This is a genomic window from Kitasatospora sp. NPDC023176, from assembly GCF_055560495.1.
Genome location: NZ_JBVHIP010000041.1, coordinates 25,110 through 42,566, shown reverse-complemented (window position 1 = coordinate 42,566; position 17,457 = coordinate 25,110). Strand labels below are relative to the sequence as shown.

The window sequence follows — 17,457 nt, the reverse complement described above, 5'->3', positions numbered from 1 at the left end:
AACCGCACCGCCGTCACCCCCTCGAACCCGCTGCCCGTCAGCGTCACCACCGACCCCGCCGCCCCCGACGCCGGACTGACCGAACCGATCACCGGTATGTTGTGATCAACCATGACATACCTCCATAGGGTTGTGCAGTCTCCGAGTTGACGGATGTCGTGCGTGCGCAAGCGGCTTCAGAGAGTCGGTTGTTCGCCTGGGGATGCGCGACGACGGGCGCCGAGGCGGGGAGCCCCGGTCGACGGAGGAACATCGACCGGGGCTCGTCAGGGGTGCGTCGCTGGGCGGGTCAGGCGGAACAGACCGGCTCGTCCCAGCGAAGGAGATCGCCGCCATCCGCCCGGTCGCCGTTGTCGGAAGCCTCCCCGGGACGGCCAAGACGCCGTCCTCGGCCGATCCGCCCCCGGCGCCGCCGGTGCTTGCCGCGGACGGACTCGGTCGAGCGCATCACGGAGGAGTTCCGTTCGAAGGTGTGGCCGTTCTCGGCCGCGGTCGCGCGCTCCGTCCTCGACGGTCCACCCGCAGGTTGACGGCTCACCAGCACCGTCGGCACGTACCACCCCAGCAGATGACCCCAGCACCACAGCGCTGAAGTCGTCCGTCGGCGGTCCGGGGGAGGGGGGCCAGCAGACCACCTGTCCGCCGCACGGGCCAGCACACCTCGGAGCCTTTGGATCGCTTGCATGACGCCTCCTGGCGTATGTAAGCCGCCGCATCCGCCGGCACCGCTGAGACGGTGCCGGCAGATGGATCCACGTCCTCCACGGGGGTGCCCATCGCCAGCCGTACGTCCCCCCGCCGCCTGAAGCAACAGCGGGCGCCGACTGCGCGCTTCCCCCGGGAGGGATGGGCGGCCCGCCGGTTGGATACGGAAAAGTAATCCAGAGCCGTGAAATCGGTGACAAGCCTTCCGACCTTCTTTCACTCGCTTGGCGCAGCGCCCGGCCGTCTCCCGAAATCCGGGAAACGGCCGATTCCGTAGCGCGCGACCCGACGCCGATCGGCGAAAACGGACCCCCTTTGGGGAATTTTCACGCTGATTCCCCACCCGGCGGGATCGCGACTTCCCGACCCGGGGTTGCGCCGCGGGATCGAGCCGGGCGGGACCTGCGCGAGGACGTCGAAGATTCACAGCGGGCCGGGGCGACCGGCCTCACAGCCGTGTCATCCCCGGCACGCCCGGCACCGTCCAAGTCGCTGACCTGAGAAGTCACGCCAGTGACCCCGGGTCGGCCGTCCGCCGTAGGATCCGGCCACAAAGCCGGGACCCCGGGGACGTCATGTGACGTTGCGGGTGATGTCGACGAAACGCGAGTAGAGGCCCTGGAACGCGACCGTCGCCGTGAATGTGCCGTCCATGCGGTTCTTGGCCACGATCAGGTTCGCCTCGCCGGCGCGCGGAGAATCCTTCGCGTAGGCGGCCTCCCGGTGGAGCAGGATGGATTGCGTTGGCATTGGCCTCAATGCCACCGGATTCCCGCAGGTCGGCCATGGCGGGTTTCTTGTCCGCGCGCTGCTCGACGCACCGGTTGAGTTGAGCGGCCACGACCACCGGAATGTTGAAGGACTTCGCGAGTATCTTGAGGCCGCGGGCAAGTTCGTCCACTTCGGTCGTGCAACTGGTGGCCTGGCCGGTCTCGGGGGTCATCAACTGCAGGTAGTCGACCAGGAGGACGGCCGGGAGCCGTCCCTGGGACTGCAGGCGGCGCAAGCAGGGAACGCAGCCGGGGGACGGTGGCCTCCTCGCTCGTGTCGACGGCCAGCGCCGGCCAGGGCGATGGCCCGCAGCCGCCGTGCCTCCTGCTCCTCGTTCAGCGTGCGGTCGCGGATGCCGTGCAGGGGGACAGGGGCTTCGGCAGCGACCAGGCGCTGGATCACCTGCGTATGCGTCATCTCCAAGCTGTTCAGGTAGACCGGGATGGCATCCGGGCAGAGCAGCATGCTGCCCAGCACGGACTGCTCGGCCGAGAGGTCCTGCGGGGGCCGGCGTTCCGCCTCCCGTTCCTCTTCCCCCCGGTGGCGCCGGCGGCCCGGGTCCGTCGGTGGCAGGTGCGGGGAGGCTTGCGGAGGGATCGTCATGGCGGTCTCCTGTCATGGCGAGGGGCGGGCCGGCAGGGTCACGGGCGCCGCCTTCCTGCTCTCCGGCGCGCGGGACCGGCCGGTCAGGTGCTGCTGGGAACCAGTTGCGCGGCGGACGTGCAGGCACAGCGATCCGCGGTCTCCATGCCCGTTGACGCGGCTGAAGACCCAGCCTTCGTCGCAGTCTCCGCAGAACGACCGGAGGGTCGGCGGCCAGGTGCTTCGGAAGCCGGCTCGGCCGGAGCACCGGCGTACTGGGCTTTGGTGGCCTCACCCAGGCCCACCCAGGACAGCTGCAGGTTCCCATCCATGTCGCGACCGCGACCAGCCAGTTCACCGGCCGGCCCTGCCGCACCAACGTGGTCGCTGCCGCGGTGAAGTCGCGCAGCGCTGTCGCCCGGCGGTGCGGGCCGAAGCCCGCGGCCTTGCGTGCGTTGATCCAGGGCGCGACGATCCGCTGTACCCGGGCGTCCTCGCGGCGGTTTCGCCGTTGTCCCCGAACCGTCCGGGAGCGGTTCCCGGATCGGCCGTGCCGGTCTTCTTCCGCCTCCCCACCGCCGGCTGCGCTGCGGACGGACCAGAAGAGGAGTGGACTGAGTTAGAGGACAGAGTTGGGGTGCTTGAAGCACCCGGGTCGAAGGCGTCGTTCACTGGCGAATGCTCGAGGACCCAGTCCACGGCCAGAAAACCCATCGCGGCACTCGGCCTCCGCCCGATCGCGGCGCCCACGGCCGCCGGCCCGTGTGCGATCGGGCGGCCGGCTCCGTTCCCCGGGGGCCGGCGGGGAACCGGGCGGCGGGTACGACGGGACGAGGCTGCCCGGGCGCGGCCGATGACGGTCCCGCCCGGGCAGCCGGCCTCGTCGGCCGTGCGGTCCGTTGGCCAGTGGCCTGACTTCCGGATCAGATCCCCGGGCCGGCGAGGTACGTGAACGCGCCCACGGCGGTCGCGCTGCCGCCCGCGCTGGTGACCGTGACGTCGACGGCCCCGGCGGTGCCGGGCGGCGTGACGGCGGTGACGACGGTGTCGCTGACGACGACGAACGGGGCCGGCGTGCCGCCGAAGGTGACCGACTGGGTGCTGCTCAGGGAGGTGCCGGTGATGGTCACCGGGGTGCCGCCGGAGGTCGGGCCCACGCCGGGAACGACAGTGGCCACGGTGGGCGCGTCCACGTAGGTGTAGGTGAAGCCGTTGTTGGTTCCGCCCGCAGTGGTCACGCTCACCCCGACCGATCCGGCGGCCGTGCCCGCGGGCACGGTGACGGTGATGAGGCCGTCGCTGACGACGGTCGGTGTCGCGGTGTTGGCCCCGAAGTTCACGGCGGTGGCGGTCGACAACCCCGTGCCGGTGATGGTGACGGCGTTGCCGCCGGCCAGCGGCCCGGAGGTGTCGCTGAGCGCGGCCTTGAACGGCGCGCCGACGTAGTAGAAGGTGAGCGGGTTGCTGGTGCCGCCCGGGGTGGTCACGGTCACCTGGACCGTCCCGCTGCCCGACGGCGCGATGACGGTGACCGAGGTGGCGGTGTTGGCGGTGATGGTGGCCCGCTTGGAGCCGAAGTGCACGGCCGTGGCCCCGGCGAGGTTGACGCCGGTGATGGTGACGATGGTTCCGCCGCCGGTCGATCCCTGGTTGGGGGAGATGGGCATGACTGCCTCCTTGAACGAGGTGGGTGAAGGCCGCGACGGCGGGTCCAGGAGGATCGCAGGTTACGCACGGTGCGGGTCGGACCAGGCCCCGGCGGGGACGCAACGGACGGCCGAGGCGGTGAACCGGGCGCCGGTTGCGGGCCGGTCCACGGGTGTGGCCGGGCCGCTTTCCGGGCGTGAGGACGAGACCGTCCTGGATGGATGTCGCCGGTCGCGGTGGCGGGCGGATCGTTCACGCCCCTGCCAGGGGAGCCCATGGCGCCACGGTAGTGACCGGCCGCACGGCAGGCCGACGCCCCACTCCCCCGGAGAGGATGGGCGACCCACCGGATTGGAGCTTCCAGTAACCCATTGAGGTGACAAGCAGGCAAGGCACTTGACGTGACATCACCCGATTGGCGGCACGTTGCGGCTGGGAGTACGGCCCGCCCGGCGTGAACGCCCGGCCACGCCGGACGCGCGGACCTTCCCGGCCGCACCGGCGGGGCCGTCCGTGGGTCGGTCCCATGGCGGCCGGGTGCGCTTCCGGTGTGCGGCGCGCAGGTCCAGGACGTGTCAACTGCCGTTGACGCCCGGCCCGGCCGACGTCCGGGCACGGTAGCGGACGGGGGGCGTGCGGGTGCGCGCGCACATCCGCATATGCCACTGACCTTTTCTCCGAGCGGCGGTGCCGGCCGTGCGACCGTCCGGGATCGCTGCCGTGCGCGCCACGGCACGCCGGGCAGTGGCGCGACGGGCGGCCGGATGCGTGCCCGGCCCGGAATTCAGGGGAGGACCGCGAGCGCCGGCGCGCCCGCAGAGGTCTATTCCAGTCGACCCTCCTCGTGTGCTTGCGAAGATTGTCAAGCATTCGACAGTCGAGATCCAGCCACTCTTTGGCTGACCTTCGCGTGCGGCTTGACATGACATGCGCGAGGCCTTTGCCAATTGAGTGCAGCGCGATTCGCTCACTCAAATTACACAGCAATCGGCGACGTCTTGAAAAATCCTTTCTGCTCCCACCTCGGGATTTCGTGTATATTTCCTGGCTTCCAATGGGCCCCACGAGGGGGCCGTAATCCGTATCGAATCCCTACAGGAGCAAAATTGCTGACCGGAGAGGAATACATCAACATCTGTGCCCTGCGATCCCGAGGATTGTCCATCGCCGCAATCGCCCGTCTCCTCGGCCGCGACCGCAAGACGGTGAGCTCCTATCTGAGCGGGAAGCGCACGGTCGGGGTCCGCAGCTCCGGCTGGGGCGAGTTCGAGCGGTTCATCCCCTACTGCCGCCAGCGACTGCAGGACGATGCCCACTTCGAGGCGTCGGCACTGTTCGCCGAACTCGTCGAGCTCGGCTACAGTGGCGGCTACTCGACCTTCACCCGCGCCCTGCGGACCCATCAGCTGCGTCCCAGGTGCCCGCTGTGCCAGCGTCCGCCCCGCACCCGCCCCGCTCGGCAGGACGACGCGGAGGAAGTGCACTTCCGCTGGTTCGTCTTCTGCGACCCCCCTGCGGACTGGGGTAGCACCCACGCCTGCGTCCTGGTGGGACGCCTGACCCGCTCCCAGGGCTGGAGCGCGGCGCTCGCGGAGCAGATCGATTTCGGCCACCTGGTCGGCTCCGTCGACCGGATCCTGCGCCAGTTCGGCGGGACCGGCTGGCGCTGGCGCTTCGACCGGAAGCAGCCGATCCACTGCCCGGGAGGCGGAAAGTTGACCACGGCGCTGGGCAGGGTCGCGAAGCACTACGGTGTCGTCTCGGATCTGGGTCTGGCGCGGCAGGACGCCGACGACGAGGCGATCGGGCAAGCGCTCGCCCTGTGGTGGCGGACCCGCGGTGCGGACACCGGCCCGCTGGAGGCGCAGGAGAGCCTCGACAGGTTGGCCAGGCTCATGCACACCCGCCAGGTCTCGGCACGGGGCGGCCACGACGGAAGCACCGTGCCGCCCACGCCGGTCCTGCTCGACCTCCCCCGCGACCCGTACCCCGCCAGGATCAGCGTGACCCGCACGGTCTCGGCCAACAGCATGGTGTCGTACCGGGGAAATCTCTACGCGGTTCCGCGGCATCTGCACGGCCACACCGTGGAAGTGCGCCGAAGGCTCGGTGACCCCCTCCTGGCGATCGCGGCCCCTCGTGGACGGGTGATCGCCCAGCATTCACTGGCGCCCGACGGTGCCAGCCTGTCGGTCATCGGCCATCGGCACGGGATCGGTCTCGAGCGCCCGCTCCCGGTGCCGAGGCCGGCCTGCACCAGCAGGATGTACAGTCCGCCGTCCGCCGAAGCGCTCGCGGCGGCCGAAGCGCTCCGACAGGACGCCCGCCAGGAGGACGGATTAGAGCCCGGTCGACAGGCCGGCGGTTCGTCGGCGCGCCGGTCCTGGCGGTGGACGGGCGTTCTCGACCGGATCCGGAAGGAGCCCACCGAGGACGAGGAGCACGTCCGTTCCGAAGCCGTGATCCACCTCGCCGCGCATCGGCAGCACGACCCGACGCCGTACCGGCGAAGCCACACCGGCTCGGTGAGGCACCCGGACCGGACGAGATAGCGCGTACGACGGCCCTAAGCCTGCCGGACCCTGCACCGGACGTGATCACGTCCGGTGCAGGGTCCGGCAGGCCGCGCCCGAGGATGCGTGCGGTCGCGGCCCCCGTCCTGCGCGCGGCCGACCGGCGCCGGGTAATTTCACAGACCGGCGGCAAGTAAAACGCCGGGAATTGCTAACCGAATTCCCCATCCCGCCCTTCCGGGTCCCGGACGCCGACCTTCCTGATAGTGACCCGGATGGAGTAGCGCAACTTTTGTATGAAGACTACGGATTCGCCTTGGATTGCCGGAACATCAATTCTTCGCACCACCCTGCCCGTCCACACGCCCTGCCATCCGCGCTCGGCGGTGCATTACGTTCCGTCCATGCCGGCGCCCGTCGGCATGAAACGCTTCTTTTCGGAGGGGATTCGGATGGCCCGTTCTCGTCTCGCCGCTGGCATCGTCGCCGTCGTCATCGCAACCGGCGCTGCACTCGCCATCGCCCCAGCGGCCCAGGCCGCGGAAGCCCCCGTGCCCCAGGTGTCGGCCTGTGCCGCCGATCTCGCGGCCGCGCTCGCCAGCAACGCGGCGGCCATCGACGCCGACGTCGCCGGTGACACCGCCGGCGCCAGCGCCTACAACCTCCACACCCTCGTCATCCTGGCCGGAGCGAGGCACGACTGCTCCTGCCAGCACGCCCAAGTCCGCGCGGACATCATCGCTGCGGCGACCGACAGCGTCCACGCGGCGGTGTCCAACTCGGTCGGCGACTCCGCTGCTGCACTGGACAGCGAGGACGCCGTGACGGCCGAGTTGACGGAGGCCCTGGAGATCGTCGAGTACTCCGAGGTGTGAGGTCTCGCGGCGTACGGGTACCCGTTGTCGACCTGCTCGGGTGCAGGGCCCCGGCGGTCGGGCCGCGTCGTGGAGCCGTCCGCTTCACAGGCGCGGCACGACGGCGCCGACGCCGGTCGACAAGGCCTCGGCCTTCGAGGCGGCCGCCGAATTCGGCCCGCCCTTCGGAGACCGCCGTTGCCCGCATGGTCCGCGAAGGCCCGCCGGCGACCGGCGAGGTGGGTGCCGTCCCCACCTCGCCGCACGGCCTCACGACACCGTGCGGACGCGAGGAGTCCCCGGTGAAACCCGGACTTCGCAGGTGGGGTTCCAGGTCTCCAGCCGGCGTGGGCGGCTTTCGTCGATGCCGAGTAACGCGAGCAGATCGGCCTGGATGCCGCAGATGATGAGGATTGTGGGTGGGTCGGTGGCGGTGCCGTCCGCAGTCGAAGGCTGGAGAGGTGGTAGAAGATCATTCGGCCGGTGGGGCGTACAGCCCGGTTGTCGGGGTAGAGGCCGCGCATCTTCTGGTTGTCCCCGTGGACTTGGCGGACTTGGCGTTCAATCAGGCAGAAAACCGGCAGGGCCACGCAGATCACGGTGATCAGGGCAGTGTGCAGGAACCTGGGGGGCCACAGCGAGGTGGCCCTTGAAGTCGCCGAGCGCGAGTGGGTTTGCGCTCCCGCGCGGTGCGCTGCGCGGTGGCGTTGGCGGTGGAGTGCACCAGGATCCGGCGCAAGACCACCGGCGGCGTAGACATCGTTGGGCTGCAGGGCACGGCGCGACGAACCGGACGCCAGCGGCCAGCAGGGCGGTCACGTTCGGGTAGGAGATCAGTTCGGAGTCGCCGACCATCAGCAGGTCGCGTTGCGCAGACAACTTCCGCAGAGCGGTCATCGCGCCGACCACCTGGGCGACCTCCGCCGCCCCGCCGCTGTAGGCGCGGTGGAACACCGGGATGCCACCCTCGCCGGTGACCACCGGCCCGGCCTGGATCTGCTTGAGATCCGGGCGCCCGTCCTTCGGGTGCCCGTGCCTGGCCTGCGGATACCCCTCCACCTGCGCCTCGTAATCCCCGTACCCTCGTAATCCCCGTACAGGGAGAGCGAGGTCATGTCCCAGCGCAACTGGGCGCAGTCGATGCCGAACTCGGCGATCGCCTGACCCCCGACCGTGCCGATGATCTGCTCGACGTGCGGCGCGATGGCGTCCAGCGCCCGGCCGAGGTCCAGGCCGCGCAGAAACTCGGCAGAGGCAGGCAGAGCGCCCAGACGCCTCTCCACCACGGGGGCAATGGAGACCTCCATCCGAGGACGCCGCACCCGTGACCGCTCAGAACTGGAACGCGATGTCGACACGCCCCATCAACCCCACCCCGGGTACCGGCCAGACCACCACGTCATTACAAAGAAGCATGCGCAGAGGACGGGGTGAAACGGGACCGGCCCGCCCACCGAGTGCGCGGTCGTGGAGCCGCGCGACTGCGGGCGTGACCCGGTGCACGGCCCGCCGATGCATCGGCGTCCTGCTCGTCTCCCGGCGCTTCGCACCCTTGAACCGCGCTGCCGCCCGGGCCCCGCGCCCTTGCCCCGGCCGGTCGACCGGCCACGGACGCCGGCATCCTCCCGCCGACACCCCGGGCACCTGCCTCCGGAGGTGCCTGTCACTGCTGGGGCTGGCGGAACAGGTCCTGCTGCGTGACGCCGTCCGCGAACATGGCGTTCTCACTCAAGCTCGCGAGCAGGTCGAGGACAGCGGCGAGCGGCTGGTATTCCGTGCGGACGGCCGGGCGCTCACCGCACTCCTTCAAGTGCTCCCAGAGCGCGTGGAAGTAGTCCTCCAGCTCCAGACGCGCGTTGAACTGCGCGCTGAGCCCTTCGGAATCGAGGCGACGCAGGCCGTCGCGGTCGAGCCGGGCCACCGAGTTGATGACGCTGTTGACGATCTCACGGCTCTCGATGCCTGAGCTGGACATGGGTTCTCCTCACGATGTGCGCGGTGGAAGACCGGGGCTGACGCTCGATGCGCCGCCCGGCCCGGCTGGATCGCGACCGTCCCGCAACGGTCAGCACGCTGCGGCGCTCTGACCGGACAGCGGGACGGCGGCCCACACCGAGCAGCTGCCGTCCGTACTGAGCCGCACCCCCCAGTCCTGCGAGTAGTCCGCGACGAGCGCCAGACCCCTGCCGTGGTCCTCGTCCGGCGTGGCTCGGCGCAGCTGCGGCAGCGCGGAGGTCTTTCCCTGGTCACGGACCTCCAACAGGAGCTGGTCCGCGGTCCGGCGCAACCAGGCGGTGATGTGCGCGCTGTTGGAGTGTTCGAGGGCATTGGTGACCAGTTCGGAGATCACCAGCAGGACGGCGTCCCGGGTATGGCCGGCCCGAACGCCCTCGGCGTCCAGCCACAGTCCTGCCAGCCGCCGGGAGATCGGTACCGCGCGGACCAGGGACGGCAGCCTGAAGGACAGCGGACGGCCTCTGACCAAGTGTCGCAGGACATCTTCGGCGAGAGCTCCTGCCAGCCGTCCATCGATCTCTGCGGTGGTCAGTGGAATCTCCTCCTCGGTGAACGGCGGGACCGCTTCTCGGCTCACGAGCCGAATGCGGCTGCCGGTGCGGTTGCTCGTGGCTTTCGCGTCCCGGTCCACGCCCGGGGCCTGGGGCTCATTCCCTTCAGGGCGCAGCCGAAATAGATTATTCGCGGGGAGCTATCCGCCGCAAGAAAAGGGGGCGCATTTATGCAATGCAGCGCCTAGTGTGAAGGTAGGAATAGCTCACGCCGTCGATGATCCGGCGAAATGAAACGGCTTGTTTCGTCCCCTCGAGCCCGGATTTGACGGCGAATGGCGGCGGGCCATTGGTCCCGGCAATCAGTGGAGCTTTTTGGGGCAAACTTCCTCCGGGTGCACAAGGGCGGCCGGCGACTCGCTCACGGAAATTCCGCACCGACCTGGCCGAAATCAGCCGTTCCGCATGTGCGCGTCGCGGCCGGGGAAAGCGTCCTGGTGGGGATTGCGCTGCAGGACCGGCCAACCTCGGCCGGAGGACCGGCGCGCCGACGCACGGGCGACGTCGCGAGGCGAAGCCCGCCCCGGCCGTGCGCCGGTCAACCCGACGTCGCACCGACGTTGGAGGCACCGTCGACGAGGGGCGGCCTCCAGTGGCACCGTCACCGCGAGGAGCTGCGCCGCAGGCGCATCCCCGAGAACGATCTCGCCTGAGGAAGTGTTGGGTGATTGATCAACTTCATGGCGTGATCCGCTGGTGGTGATCTTTGCGTCGGGCTGACCGCGAAGATCACCGTCATGTGTGTCTGTGCCTGCAAGCCGGTCTATGACTCGTCGTTGACGGATGCCCAGTGGGCGGTGATCGAGCCGCTGCTGCCGATGCGGGATCCGCGCCGGGCGGGTCGCCGGCTGAAGTTCCCTCGTCGGCTGATAGTCGACACGGTCTTGTCTGTGCTGGTCAGTGGCTGCGCCTGGCGGCTGGTGCCGCACGACCTGGCTCCCTGGGGCGCGGCTTGCCGGTGGTTTCGCGTGTGGGCGGCGAACGGCATCTGGGACCGGGTCCACGACGCGCTGCGCGACCGGGCCCGGGTCGCGGACGGCCGGGGCCCGCAGCCCTCGGCGGCGGAGTGCTTCTGCCGGCTCTTGCGGAGACGACCCGACGCGGGCCGGTGCGATGAGACTCGCACCGGCCCGCGGATCCAATTTCCTCGAACGGGGTACGGCAGCGCGCCACTTCAGCGACTAGGCGCAAGCCGGAAGCGCTGGCAGACACCGCAGCTGCTTACCCCCGGAGAGGATGGGTGACCCACCCGGTTCGGATGCACCCAGTTACTCATCAGGCCGAAATAGCCGCAATCCCCCGACCGGTCGATTCACCCGTACGGTCGAGCGCGCCGGAAGTACAAAACGCTTGTGCGACCGGACCAGAAGCCCTTCCGTAGGAACTTTTCATATCCCGGTCCGTCCGCTCGGGAATTTGGACACCATATCCGGAGGCGACTGCCCGTTGATCGCGGAATACCACGTGCGGGAACCGGCCGGGATCAAACGGCGGCGATCACGGCACAATGACCGCAGGCTCGATCGGAATGGCAGGAGCCGGACCCGGGGTGAGGATCCCGTCGGGCTGTTCCCGCCCCCGCGTCGGCCTCTGGCGCCGACGGGCAACCGGCGGACCATCGGAGAGGTGGACCCGGCGGGGGGTTCCGCGGTGGCGTCTCGCAGGCACGGCCGCGCTGCGGCGGCCGTGCCGGTCTTCCCCACATCGGGTCGGCCGTCCCCCCGCGGAGCGGGATCGGACGCCGCTACGGCTTCCGGGGGCGCGTCACGGGGCCCGGTCCCATGTCCGGGCACCTGGCCGACGTTTCTCCGACCGGCGGCCTCGTGAGTGGAGGCCCCGGTGGCGCCCCGCCGGTGGCGAGCGGCGTCGGCGGGGCGGGCCGTCGGCAGAGCCTCGCCACCCTGGGCACAGGTCCGCTCCCGCTCGAGCCGGCGAGCAACGAGCCGCCGGCGAAGGATTGTTCCTTCCGACTCGTCACCCCCTGCCGCCGACCGGTCGGCGGGTCCGCTCGCACCGGGCGCGACCCGCATCGTGAGCGGGTCTGTCGAGGGTGGCGCGTGGGGCGCGTGGCCGGACGGCTCCCACTGTTCCCGAAGCCGGCGGCAGGCGGCAGCGGCGGCGGCGGGACCGCAGGAACGGCAGGTTTCGGGATCGTCGGCGTCGCGGGCGACCAGGGGCCCGCGGCAGAGCGCGCACTCAGGGCTTCGGACCGGCCTGCTCCCGGTGACCGTCTCGCTCGCCCGGTCGACGACCTTGATCAGCCAGGGCAGCGGGGAGACCACCGAGGACCACGGCACGGCGCCGACCGGCTCCCTGCGGCGCGCGAACTCCCACGCCGACTCAAGGGCTTCGAGGACCACCGCACCGTGGATATCGGGGGATGTGCCGTAGTCGGCGAATGTTGCGACGATGTGCTGAGCGAGAAGGTCGAGCTGTCGCTCGGTCAGCCGGTCCGCCAGTTGCCTCGGCAGGCGGCTCAGGGCCGACGACGCGGCTTGCCGGCCCCATCGCTTCTGCTCGTCGGTCACCGACCGGATCGTCTTCCGGTCGGTCTGCCGTCCGTCGCGCCCTGCCGGGCCTGCTGAGTCCCCATCGGTTCCCGCCGCGTGGTCTCGCGCGCGGGTGCGCACGGTTGCCGGTTCGCGGGACGGACAACCGCCCACGACCGCAGGCGTGTTCAGCAGGTCATGTTGGGAGGATCGTGTTTCTGCCACCGAATAGGGGGTGGCCAGTGTCACCGGAGCGGGGGGATCGGCTGTCACCGAACCGGCGGCCTCCCGGCAAGGGTCGAGCGAGTCGCCGTGACGAAAATCCGGTCCGGTGGCGAGGACCCCAACACCGTCGCCCGCGGACCCGCCCGCGGACCGCGGCGCGGGGACGTGCCCGCTCGGGAGGGACTCCGGCTGCCCGTTCGGTACGCGCACGGGCACGGGATGGACGACGTATCTGTACGCCCTCCTCCCGCCGGCTCGTCGGCTCACCCACCCCTGGGCCAGGAGTTCGGCCACCGCTTCACGGGCCGTTGCCTCCTTCATCCCGCACTCGCGCGCGATCCGCACGACGGGAGTCGGTTCGGGGAAGTGCTGCCGCAGGGTGAGCAGGGCATAGACCTTGAACCGGGTGCCGGCCAGAGACGCCCGGGCGTACGAGCCGACGCACACGGTCAGCTCGTCGTCGGCAGGCGGACGGACGCGTCGGTTCATGGTTCCGGTGGCAGGATTCCGAGTCGCTCGAACCAGGTCCTTGGCCTTCGCTCTGGCGATCAGACGGTTGACACCGCCCCGTGACAGCCCGAGCTGCCGCCCGAGGGTCTCGTCGGCAGCGAAGCAGAATCCCGACTTCCAGCCGTAGTCCTGCACCAGCGTCACGACCCGGATCAGGTCGCCGGTCAAGTCCCTGTCACTGAGCCACACCGCCGGGAACCGGGTGGCGGGCAGGCCGTCCCGCCCAGGGCCCCGGGCCCGCCCGCGAGCAGGCCCGGGGCCCTGGGCCCGTTCCGTGCACGCAGCGCCCGAGTACGGCGGGCTCACGGAGCACCGCCGAAAGCCCGACGCCCGCCCGCTTCGCTGCCCGGCCCGCCCGGCCGCCCGTCGGCGCCCGGATCGGTCGACGGGCGACACGCCAGCCGTCCCGAAGGCGCCGAGACGACCCTTTCCCCGGCCGGCTCCATTCGAGCGGTGGTCACTCGCGCTCGAGATCCCGTTTGGGGAGGTCCTTTGAGGTTTCGCTCATTCAGATGCCTGCGTCCTCCCCAGGGAAGGACGGAACGGCGGATCACGACATGGGCGGGGAGCGGCTGGCAGATTCTGATTCGGTGATGCAAAATGGCAGTGCCTACTTACGGACGTGTGAGAAGGCAACAGCCCGTCAGGACACAGGTTCTCGCCTGATCCCGAGTGTGCGGACGGGCCGAGGCAGCGGTGAGTTTCCGTCGTCGAATCGGGCATGTGGTCGGCGACGACGGATACAGGGCATTCAGACACCGAGGCATGTGATTGGTGCACAGACGGTGAAGGTCCGGTGGTGCGGACCAAGCCGTCTCCGTGCTGCTAGGTCACGTCAAAAGCTCCCCGCAGGGGGGCACGGTGATTGAAGAGGGTCGAATGAACGAGCAGAAGCGATCACAAGTGGTCGCTTCTGCCTGACGTGGTTTCGAGTCCTGGCGCCCTAGGGGTGATCTGGAACAGCGATGTCGCACCGGCTGCACCCGATCAGCCGTCCGGACTCACCGGACTCACCGAAGTCCGGACGGCTGATCCACGACTGAACCAAGTCTCGACCAAGAGTACTCCTCCCATCACAGAGTGTGAATACCTCTCGTGTACGACTCATCGCAGGGGTCCACTGGACCCGGCCACAGGCAGTAGTTCGTTCGAGTCGGCAAGAACGAACAGCTCGAACGCTTGGCAGTGGAATTCGATCATCCGCCCGGAGCGTTCCGCGTGACGGCGACGGCAGGACGCCGACGGCCATGATGCGGCATCCAGCGGTCCTGTCACCAGTCACCCGAAACGGGAAACGTGCAACCGGCCATTTCACGCACGCAATCCGAGCGTCTGTTAATCGGATGACCGAATCGGAAAGAGGCGCAGTGGCGGCCGTCCGGCCGACCGAAGGCCGGCTACCGAGCGGCTCCGCGCGCGGACGCACCTCGCTGGGGAGAATTGCAAAGCATCCGGCACCGTTCGAGGCCCTCCCGCCATGAAAGAGGGGAAACCGAGCGAGCGGACGGGGTCGCGCTCGCTTCGACCGTCCCCATCCGAGGCCAGCCGCAAGAACGCCGCACGCTCGGCAAGGAGCTCGGCGGCCTGGGTAAAAGCTCCGAGCGCCGGCAGCCTGAGCATATTTCAGGACACCCGGATGCCGTACATTTCCCGGCGATTAGCCCATCGTTGTCGGGGCATGAGTCCAACAACAGTCAAGCCGCGTCCTCCATTGCTGCTGGAGCGGGACCGGATCTGCAGTGTCGGTGACAACTGGCTATTCGTTCCGGACCGGACCAATCCCGCGGGCGACCTGGAAATCGGTTATCTCGTGAAGAACGGCGAACGCGTGGTGCTGACGCATTGCTCACGCCAGCTGGCCGAACTCTTCCGCATCCTGCGCCGACTCGAGTTCGAGTTCTCGACGCGGCTGCAACGATCAGAGGAATAAACGGGCTGATTGAGAGCGCCGGCCGCGATCCGCGATGACGCATACAGGAGGACTGCTTTGTACGAGTCGACGGACATCGATTTCAGCCCCTACTACACGCCTGGATTCAACCCCGACGACGGGGTCATACACAACCGCTCACTCTGGCCGTCCGCCGGGCAGCTGTCCGCCGACCTGTCCTATCCGGTCGTCAACGGCTGGGCCGATCCGGGGATGCTTCCGCATTCTTCGAACGCGGAAGCGGTCGAGGAGGAGGCCGGCCTGCCGGCCATGGGGTTCCACCCCCAGTTGATCGCCGCCCGCCGGGAGCATCGCGCCCGCCCGGCACGCCGCCGACCCGACATCCTCGGATCCGTCATCGGATTCCTGACGCTGACGATCGTCACTGCGGTCTGCATCCTCGGTTGGATGATCTCCTACCACCCGCTGCGGGACGTGGCCCTTTCGCAGCTGCCGAGGGGTCTGTCCCAGTACTGGCCGGTCGTCGTCTACGGACCGTGGATGGTCGCCTCCCTCTCCGTTCTGCGTGCCGCGCTGGGAGGGCGCAGGATGGCGAACTCCTGGACGGTCATCATGGTATTCGCGGGCATCGCCAGCCTCCTGTGCATCATCAACACACCCTGCACGATGCCCGAGGCCGTCGTCGCGGGGCTTCCGCCGGTGACGGCTGTGGTGTCCTTGCAGCAGCTGGTGCGCCAGCTGCTCGTCGCCCGACAGGAGCCCCAGGAGGACCGTCGGCAGAAACCCTCGCACCGGGCATCTCGGTAGCACATGAACAACACGGCGCCTGCATTCTCCGCCCGTCCGTGCGGGAATCCGAAGATTCTCTTTCAGGGTCATCGCCGCGCGCATGGCGATGATCGGCAGGAAGCGGCCGCGACCGATCCGGGAATCGCCGGCGTCCCCGCCCCGACCGGCAGCCCGACCGCGAGTGATTGACGCGCGCTGGCACTCCCCTTCTCTGCCAGGAGGGGCGCCGCACTGTTCCAGGTCGGCAGGCCACTGGATGCGGGCGGCGTCCGGCCGTTGCTCCAGATCGAGCACTGTCCCGGCTGCACCGTTCCCGATTTCGGTCCGGCAGCGACCACGGTTCACATGCCAGGCCCACCAAGCACGCTCTCACATCAACCTGCCGCCGATCCGCTGCCCACGCGGGACCCCACGATCGCTGCGCCCTCCTTCCTCTCCGCCCACGTTGCTGCCCGCTGGGCAACGGATCGGGCGTGCCGAACCGAGCGCCCATGGCGAGGCGGGTCACATCAGGTTGGCCCAATAGGGTGAATCGTCCACCTTTCGGGTGACCTCACGTTTGGCGCGGGTAACTACGGAATGCGTGTGACGGGCTGCAGACCGTAGCCGCACCCGGGCGCTGAACTCATACGGCCGGTAACCATGCTCCGACGGAATTGAAAGGAACGAGACTCATGCTCCTCACTCTGCTCGGTAACATCGTGGCCTTCCTCGGCTGGCTGCTCTAGCGGTTGTCGACCCACCCGGCGGCGAGCCGGCCCCGTTCACGCGTTCGGTGACGGGGCCGGACTCACCAAGAGCCCGCCGCGACTCCGAGATGTCCGGTCACTGACGCCATCCCATGCCGCACGCCGGCCGGGCCTCGCCAACCGCGGCAAGCCGGCCCTGGTCGCGCAACGGCACCGTGACGGCCTCTCCGGGCGAGCGCGACCCCTCGGCCGTACAGGCCCTCGACAGCCCGGGACCGGCCTTCACCTCCACCGGCAGCGGGAACAGTTCCACAACCGGAAGAAGCCGGCGTCGCGTGCGGGCTGTTCGGGCGATCCCGTACGACCGACTCTTGTCACTCATTTGATGGTTTGTGTCACTTTGAGCAGTAGAACCGGTGGTCGCCCCCGTCGGCCTCTCCCCGCGGGGGGGGTAGCACTGACCCTGGACGGAGGACGCGCCTCTGTCGCGAACCGGGCGTCGAACAGCAGCAGCGTGATCGAAACCGCCACCACCACCGCCACTGGCAGCATCCCGGTCGGCAACGGCCCCGTCTGCGTCGCGGTCACCCCTGCCGGGAACCGGCTGTACGTGACGGACAACATCGACAACGCCGTCAGCGTGATCGCCCTGACGCTCGTGCCCGACCACGGCACCACCGCTGGTGGCACCATCGTGACCCCCGGAGGTCACGACCTGGCCGCAGCCACCTCGGTGCGCTTCGACGCCCGAACGGCCACCATCGAGTCCGCCACCGATACCACCGTCACCATCCCCGCCGTCCCGTCCCCCGGCCCAATCCCCGCCACCGTCATCACCCCGGCGGCCTGACCTTCGTCCACCTGGACATCCCCCCCGTGAGTGGCGCCAGCCCCGCCTCCGGACCCACCGGCGGTGGCACCGCCGTCACCCTTACCGGAAACCACCTGGCCACCACCCAGGAGGCCACCTTCGACGGCACGCCCGTACGGTTCACCGTCGCCTCCGACCAGATGATCACCGCCATCGCCCCACCCCGCTGGCGAGATCACCATCACCGTCACCACCCTCGGCGGCAGCACCAGCGACACCTGTACCTACCTCGACGCCCTCGCCATCTGACCCTGCCGCCGACCCGGCCCGTCCCCGGGGCGCGTCGCACGCCTGCGAGCCCCATGGCGGGGGTGACCAAGAGGACATCGACGCCCTGCTCGACGGCGTAACCCC

Annotated in this window: 12 protein-coding genes and 1 pseudogene; 7 read left to right on the top strand and 6 right to left on the bottom strand. The window is 69.5% G+C overall.

The features are described from left to right. Positions 1-1,278: 1,278 nt before the first annotated feature. The 3 genes and pseudogenes from ACZ3YL_RS36220 to ACZ3YL_RS36210 all read right to left on the bottom strand — a co-directional run bounded on the left by ACZ3YL_RS36220 (position 1,279) and on the right by ACZ3YL_RS36210 (position 3,725). A complete protein-coding gene (locus ACZ3YL_RS36220; protein ID WP_465661760.1) occupies positions 1,279-1,455 on the bottom strand; it encodes a hypothetical protein in 177 nt (58 codons plus the stop codon). Between the two features lie 46 nt (positions 1,456-1,501). After that, positions 1,502-2,095, bottom strand: a pseudogene (locus ACZ3YL_RS36215) (DnaB-like helicase C-terminal domain-containing protein); the annotation flags it as partial. Positions 2,096-2,981: 886 nt separating this feature from the next. Then, positions 2,982-3,725 carry an IPT/TIG domain-containing protein gene (locus tag ACZ3YL_RS36210; protein WP_188302622.1) on the bottom strand — a complete coding sequence of 248 codons (744 nt, stop codon included), beginning with the start codon at positions 3,723-3,725 and terminating at the stop codon, positions 2,982-2,984. Positions 3,726-4,811: 1,086 nt separating this feature from the next. Between ACZ3YL_RS36210 and ACZ3YL_RS36205 the strand changes: the two genes are divergently transcribed. Together ACZ3YL_RS36205 and ACZ3YL_RS36200 are read left to right on the top strand one after the other, a co-directional pair. Further along, positions 4,812-6,257 carry a Mu transposase domain-containing protein gene (locus tag ACZ3YL_RS36205; RefSeq protein WP_465661720.1) on the top strand — a complete coding sequence of 482 codons (1,446 nt, stop codon included), beginning with the start codon at positions 4,812-4,814 and terminating at the stop codon, positions 6,255-6,257. Positions 6,258-6,670: 413 nt separating this feature from the next. Further along, positions 6,671-7,093 carry a hypothetical protein gene (locus tag ACZ3YL_RS36200; RefSeq protein ID WP_188302624.1) on the top strand — a complete coding sequence of 141 codons (423 nt, stop codon included), beginning with the start codon at positions 6,671-6,673 and terminating at the stop codon, positions 7,091-7,093. Positions 7,094-8,735: 1,642 nt separating this feature from the next. On the opposite strand, the gene ACZ3YL_RS36195 is transcribed toward ACZ3YL_RS36200, so the two are convergent. Continuing rightward, positions 8,736-9,047, bottom strand: coding sequence for a hypothetical protein (locus tag ACZ3YL_RS36195; protein WP_188302626.1), 312 nt, complete (start codon positions 9,045-9,047; stop codon positions 8,736-8,738). A 90-nt stretch (positions 9,048-9,137) separates the two neighbouring features. Next, positions 9,138-9,557, bottom strand: a complete 420-nt coding sequence (locus tag ACZ3YL_RS36190; protein WP_465661717.1) for an ATP-binding protein — start codon at positions 9,555-9,557, stop codon at positions 9,138-9,140. A gap of 819 nt (positions 9,558-10,376) precedes the next feature. On the opposite strand from ACZ3YL_RS36190, the gene ACZ3YL_RS36185 reads away from it, so the two are divergent. Further along, positions 10,377-10,883 carry a transposase gene (locus tag ACZ3YL_RS36185; protein ID WP_465661715.1) on the top strand — a complete coding sequence of 169 codons (507 nt, stop codon included), beginning with the start codon at positions 10,377-10,379 and terminating at the stop codon, positions 10,881-10,883. Positions 10,884-11,027: 144 nt separating this feature from the next. On the opposite strand, the gene ACZ3YL_RS36180 is transcribed toward ACZ3YL_RS36185, so the two are convergent. Next, the gene (locus tag ACZ3YL_RS36180; protein WP_465661713.1) at positions 11,028-13,031 is read right to left on the bottom strand and encodes a MarR family transcriptional regulator; all 2,004 of its coding nucleotides are present in this window, start codon (positions 13,029-13,031) and stop codon (positions 11,028-11,030) included. A 1,468-nt stretch (positions 13,032-14,499) separates the two neighbouring features. Here ACZ3YL_RS36180 and ACZ3YL_RS36175 point away from each other — a divergent pair. The 4 genes from ACZ3YL_RS36175 (at position 14,500) to ACZ3YL_RS36160 (ending at position 17,453) form a co-directional block, all read left to right on the top strand. Further along, complete coding sequence (locus ACZ3YL_RS36175; RefSeq protein ID WP_465661711.1) at positions 14,500-14,793, top strand: hypothetical protein; 294 nt, start codon at positions 14,500-14,502, stop codon at positions 14,791-14,793. 57 nt (positions 14,794-14,850) lie between these two features. Beyond that, on the top strand, positions 14,851-15,561 hold the full coding sequence (locus ACZ3YL_RS36170) for a DUF2637 domain-containing protein (protein ID WP_188302630.1): 711 nt from the start codon (positions 14,851-14,853) through the stop codon (positions 15,559-15,561). A 1,056-nt stretch (positions 15,562-16,617) separates the two neighbouring features. Beyond that, positions 16,618-17,082 (top strand): YncE family protein, encoded by a 465-nt coding sequence (locus ACZ3YL_RS36165; protein ID WP_465661709.1) that lies wholly within the window; start codon positions 16,618-16,620, stop codon positions 17,080-17,082. A 26-nt stretch (positions 17,083-17,108) separates the two neighbouring features. Further along, positions 17,109-17,453, top strand: a complete 345-nt coding sequence (locus ACZ3YL_RS36160; protein ID WP_465661707.1) for an IPT/TIG domain-containing protein — start codon at positions 17,109-17,111, stop codon at positions 17,451-17,453. Positions 17,454-17,457: the final 4 nt, after the last annotated feature.

Coding starts and splice junctions, on each gene's coding strand:
- ACZ3YL_RS36220 (WP_465661760.1), bottom strand. CDS start 1,455: ATGCCAACGCAATCCATCCTGCTCCACCGGGAGGCCGCCTACGCGAAG.
- ACZ3YL_RS36210 (WP_188302622.1), bottom strand. CDS start 3,725: ATGCCCATCTCCCCCAACCAGGGATCGACCGGCGGCGGAACCATCGTC.
- ACZ3YL_RS36200 (WP_188302624.1), top strand. CDS start 6,671: ATGGCCCGTTCTCGTCTCGCCGCTGGCATCGTCGCCGTCGTCATCGCA.
- ACZ3YL_RS36195 (WP_188302626.1), bottom strand. CDS start 9,047: ATGTCCAGCTCAGGCATCGAGAGCCGTGAGATCGTCAACAGCGTCATC.
- ACZ3YL_RS36185 (WP_465661715.1), top strand. CDS start 10,377: ATGTGTGTCTGTGCCTGCAAGCCGGTCTATGACTCGTCGTTGACGGAT.
- ACZ3YL_RS36175 (WP_465661711.1), top strand. CDS start 14,500: ATGCCGTACATTTCCCGGCGATTAGCCCATCGTTGTCGGGGCATGAGT.
- ACZ3YL_RS36165 (WP_465661709.1), top strand. CDS start 16,618: ATGGTTTGTGTCACTTTGAGCAGTAGAACCGGTGGTCGCCCCCGTCGG.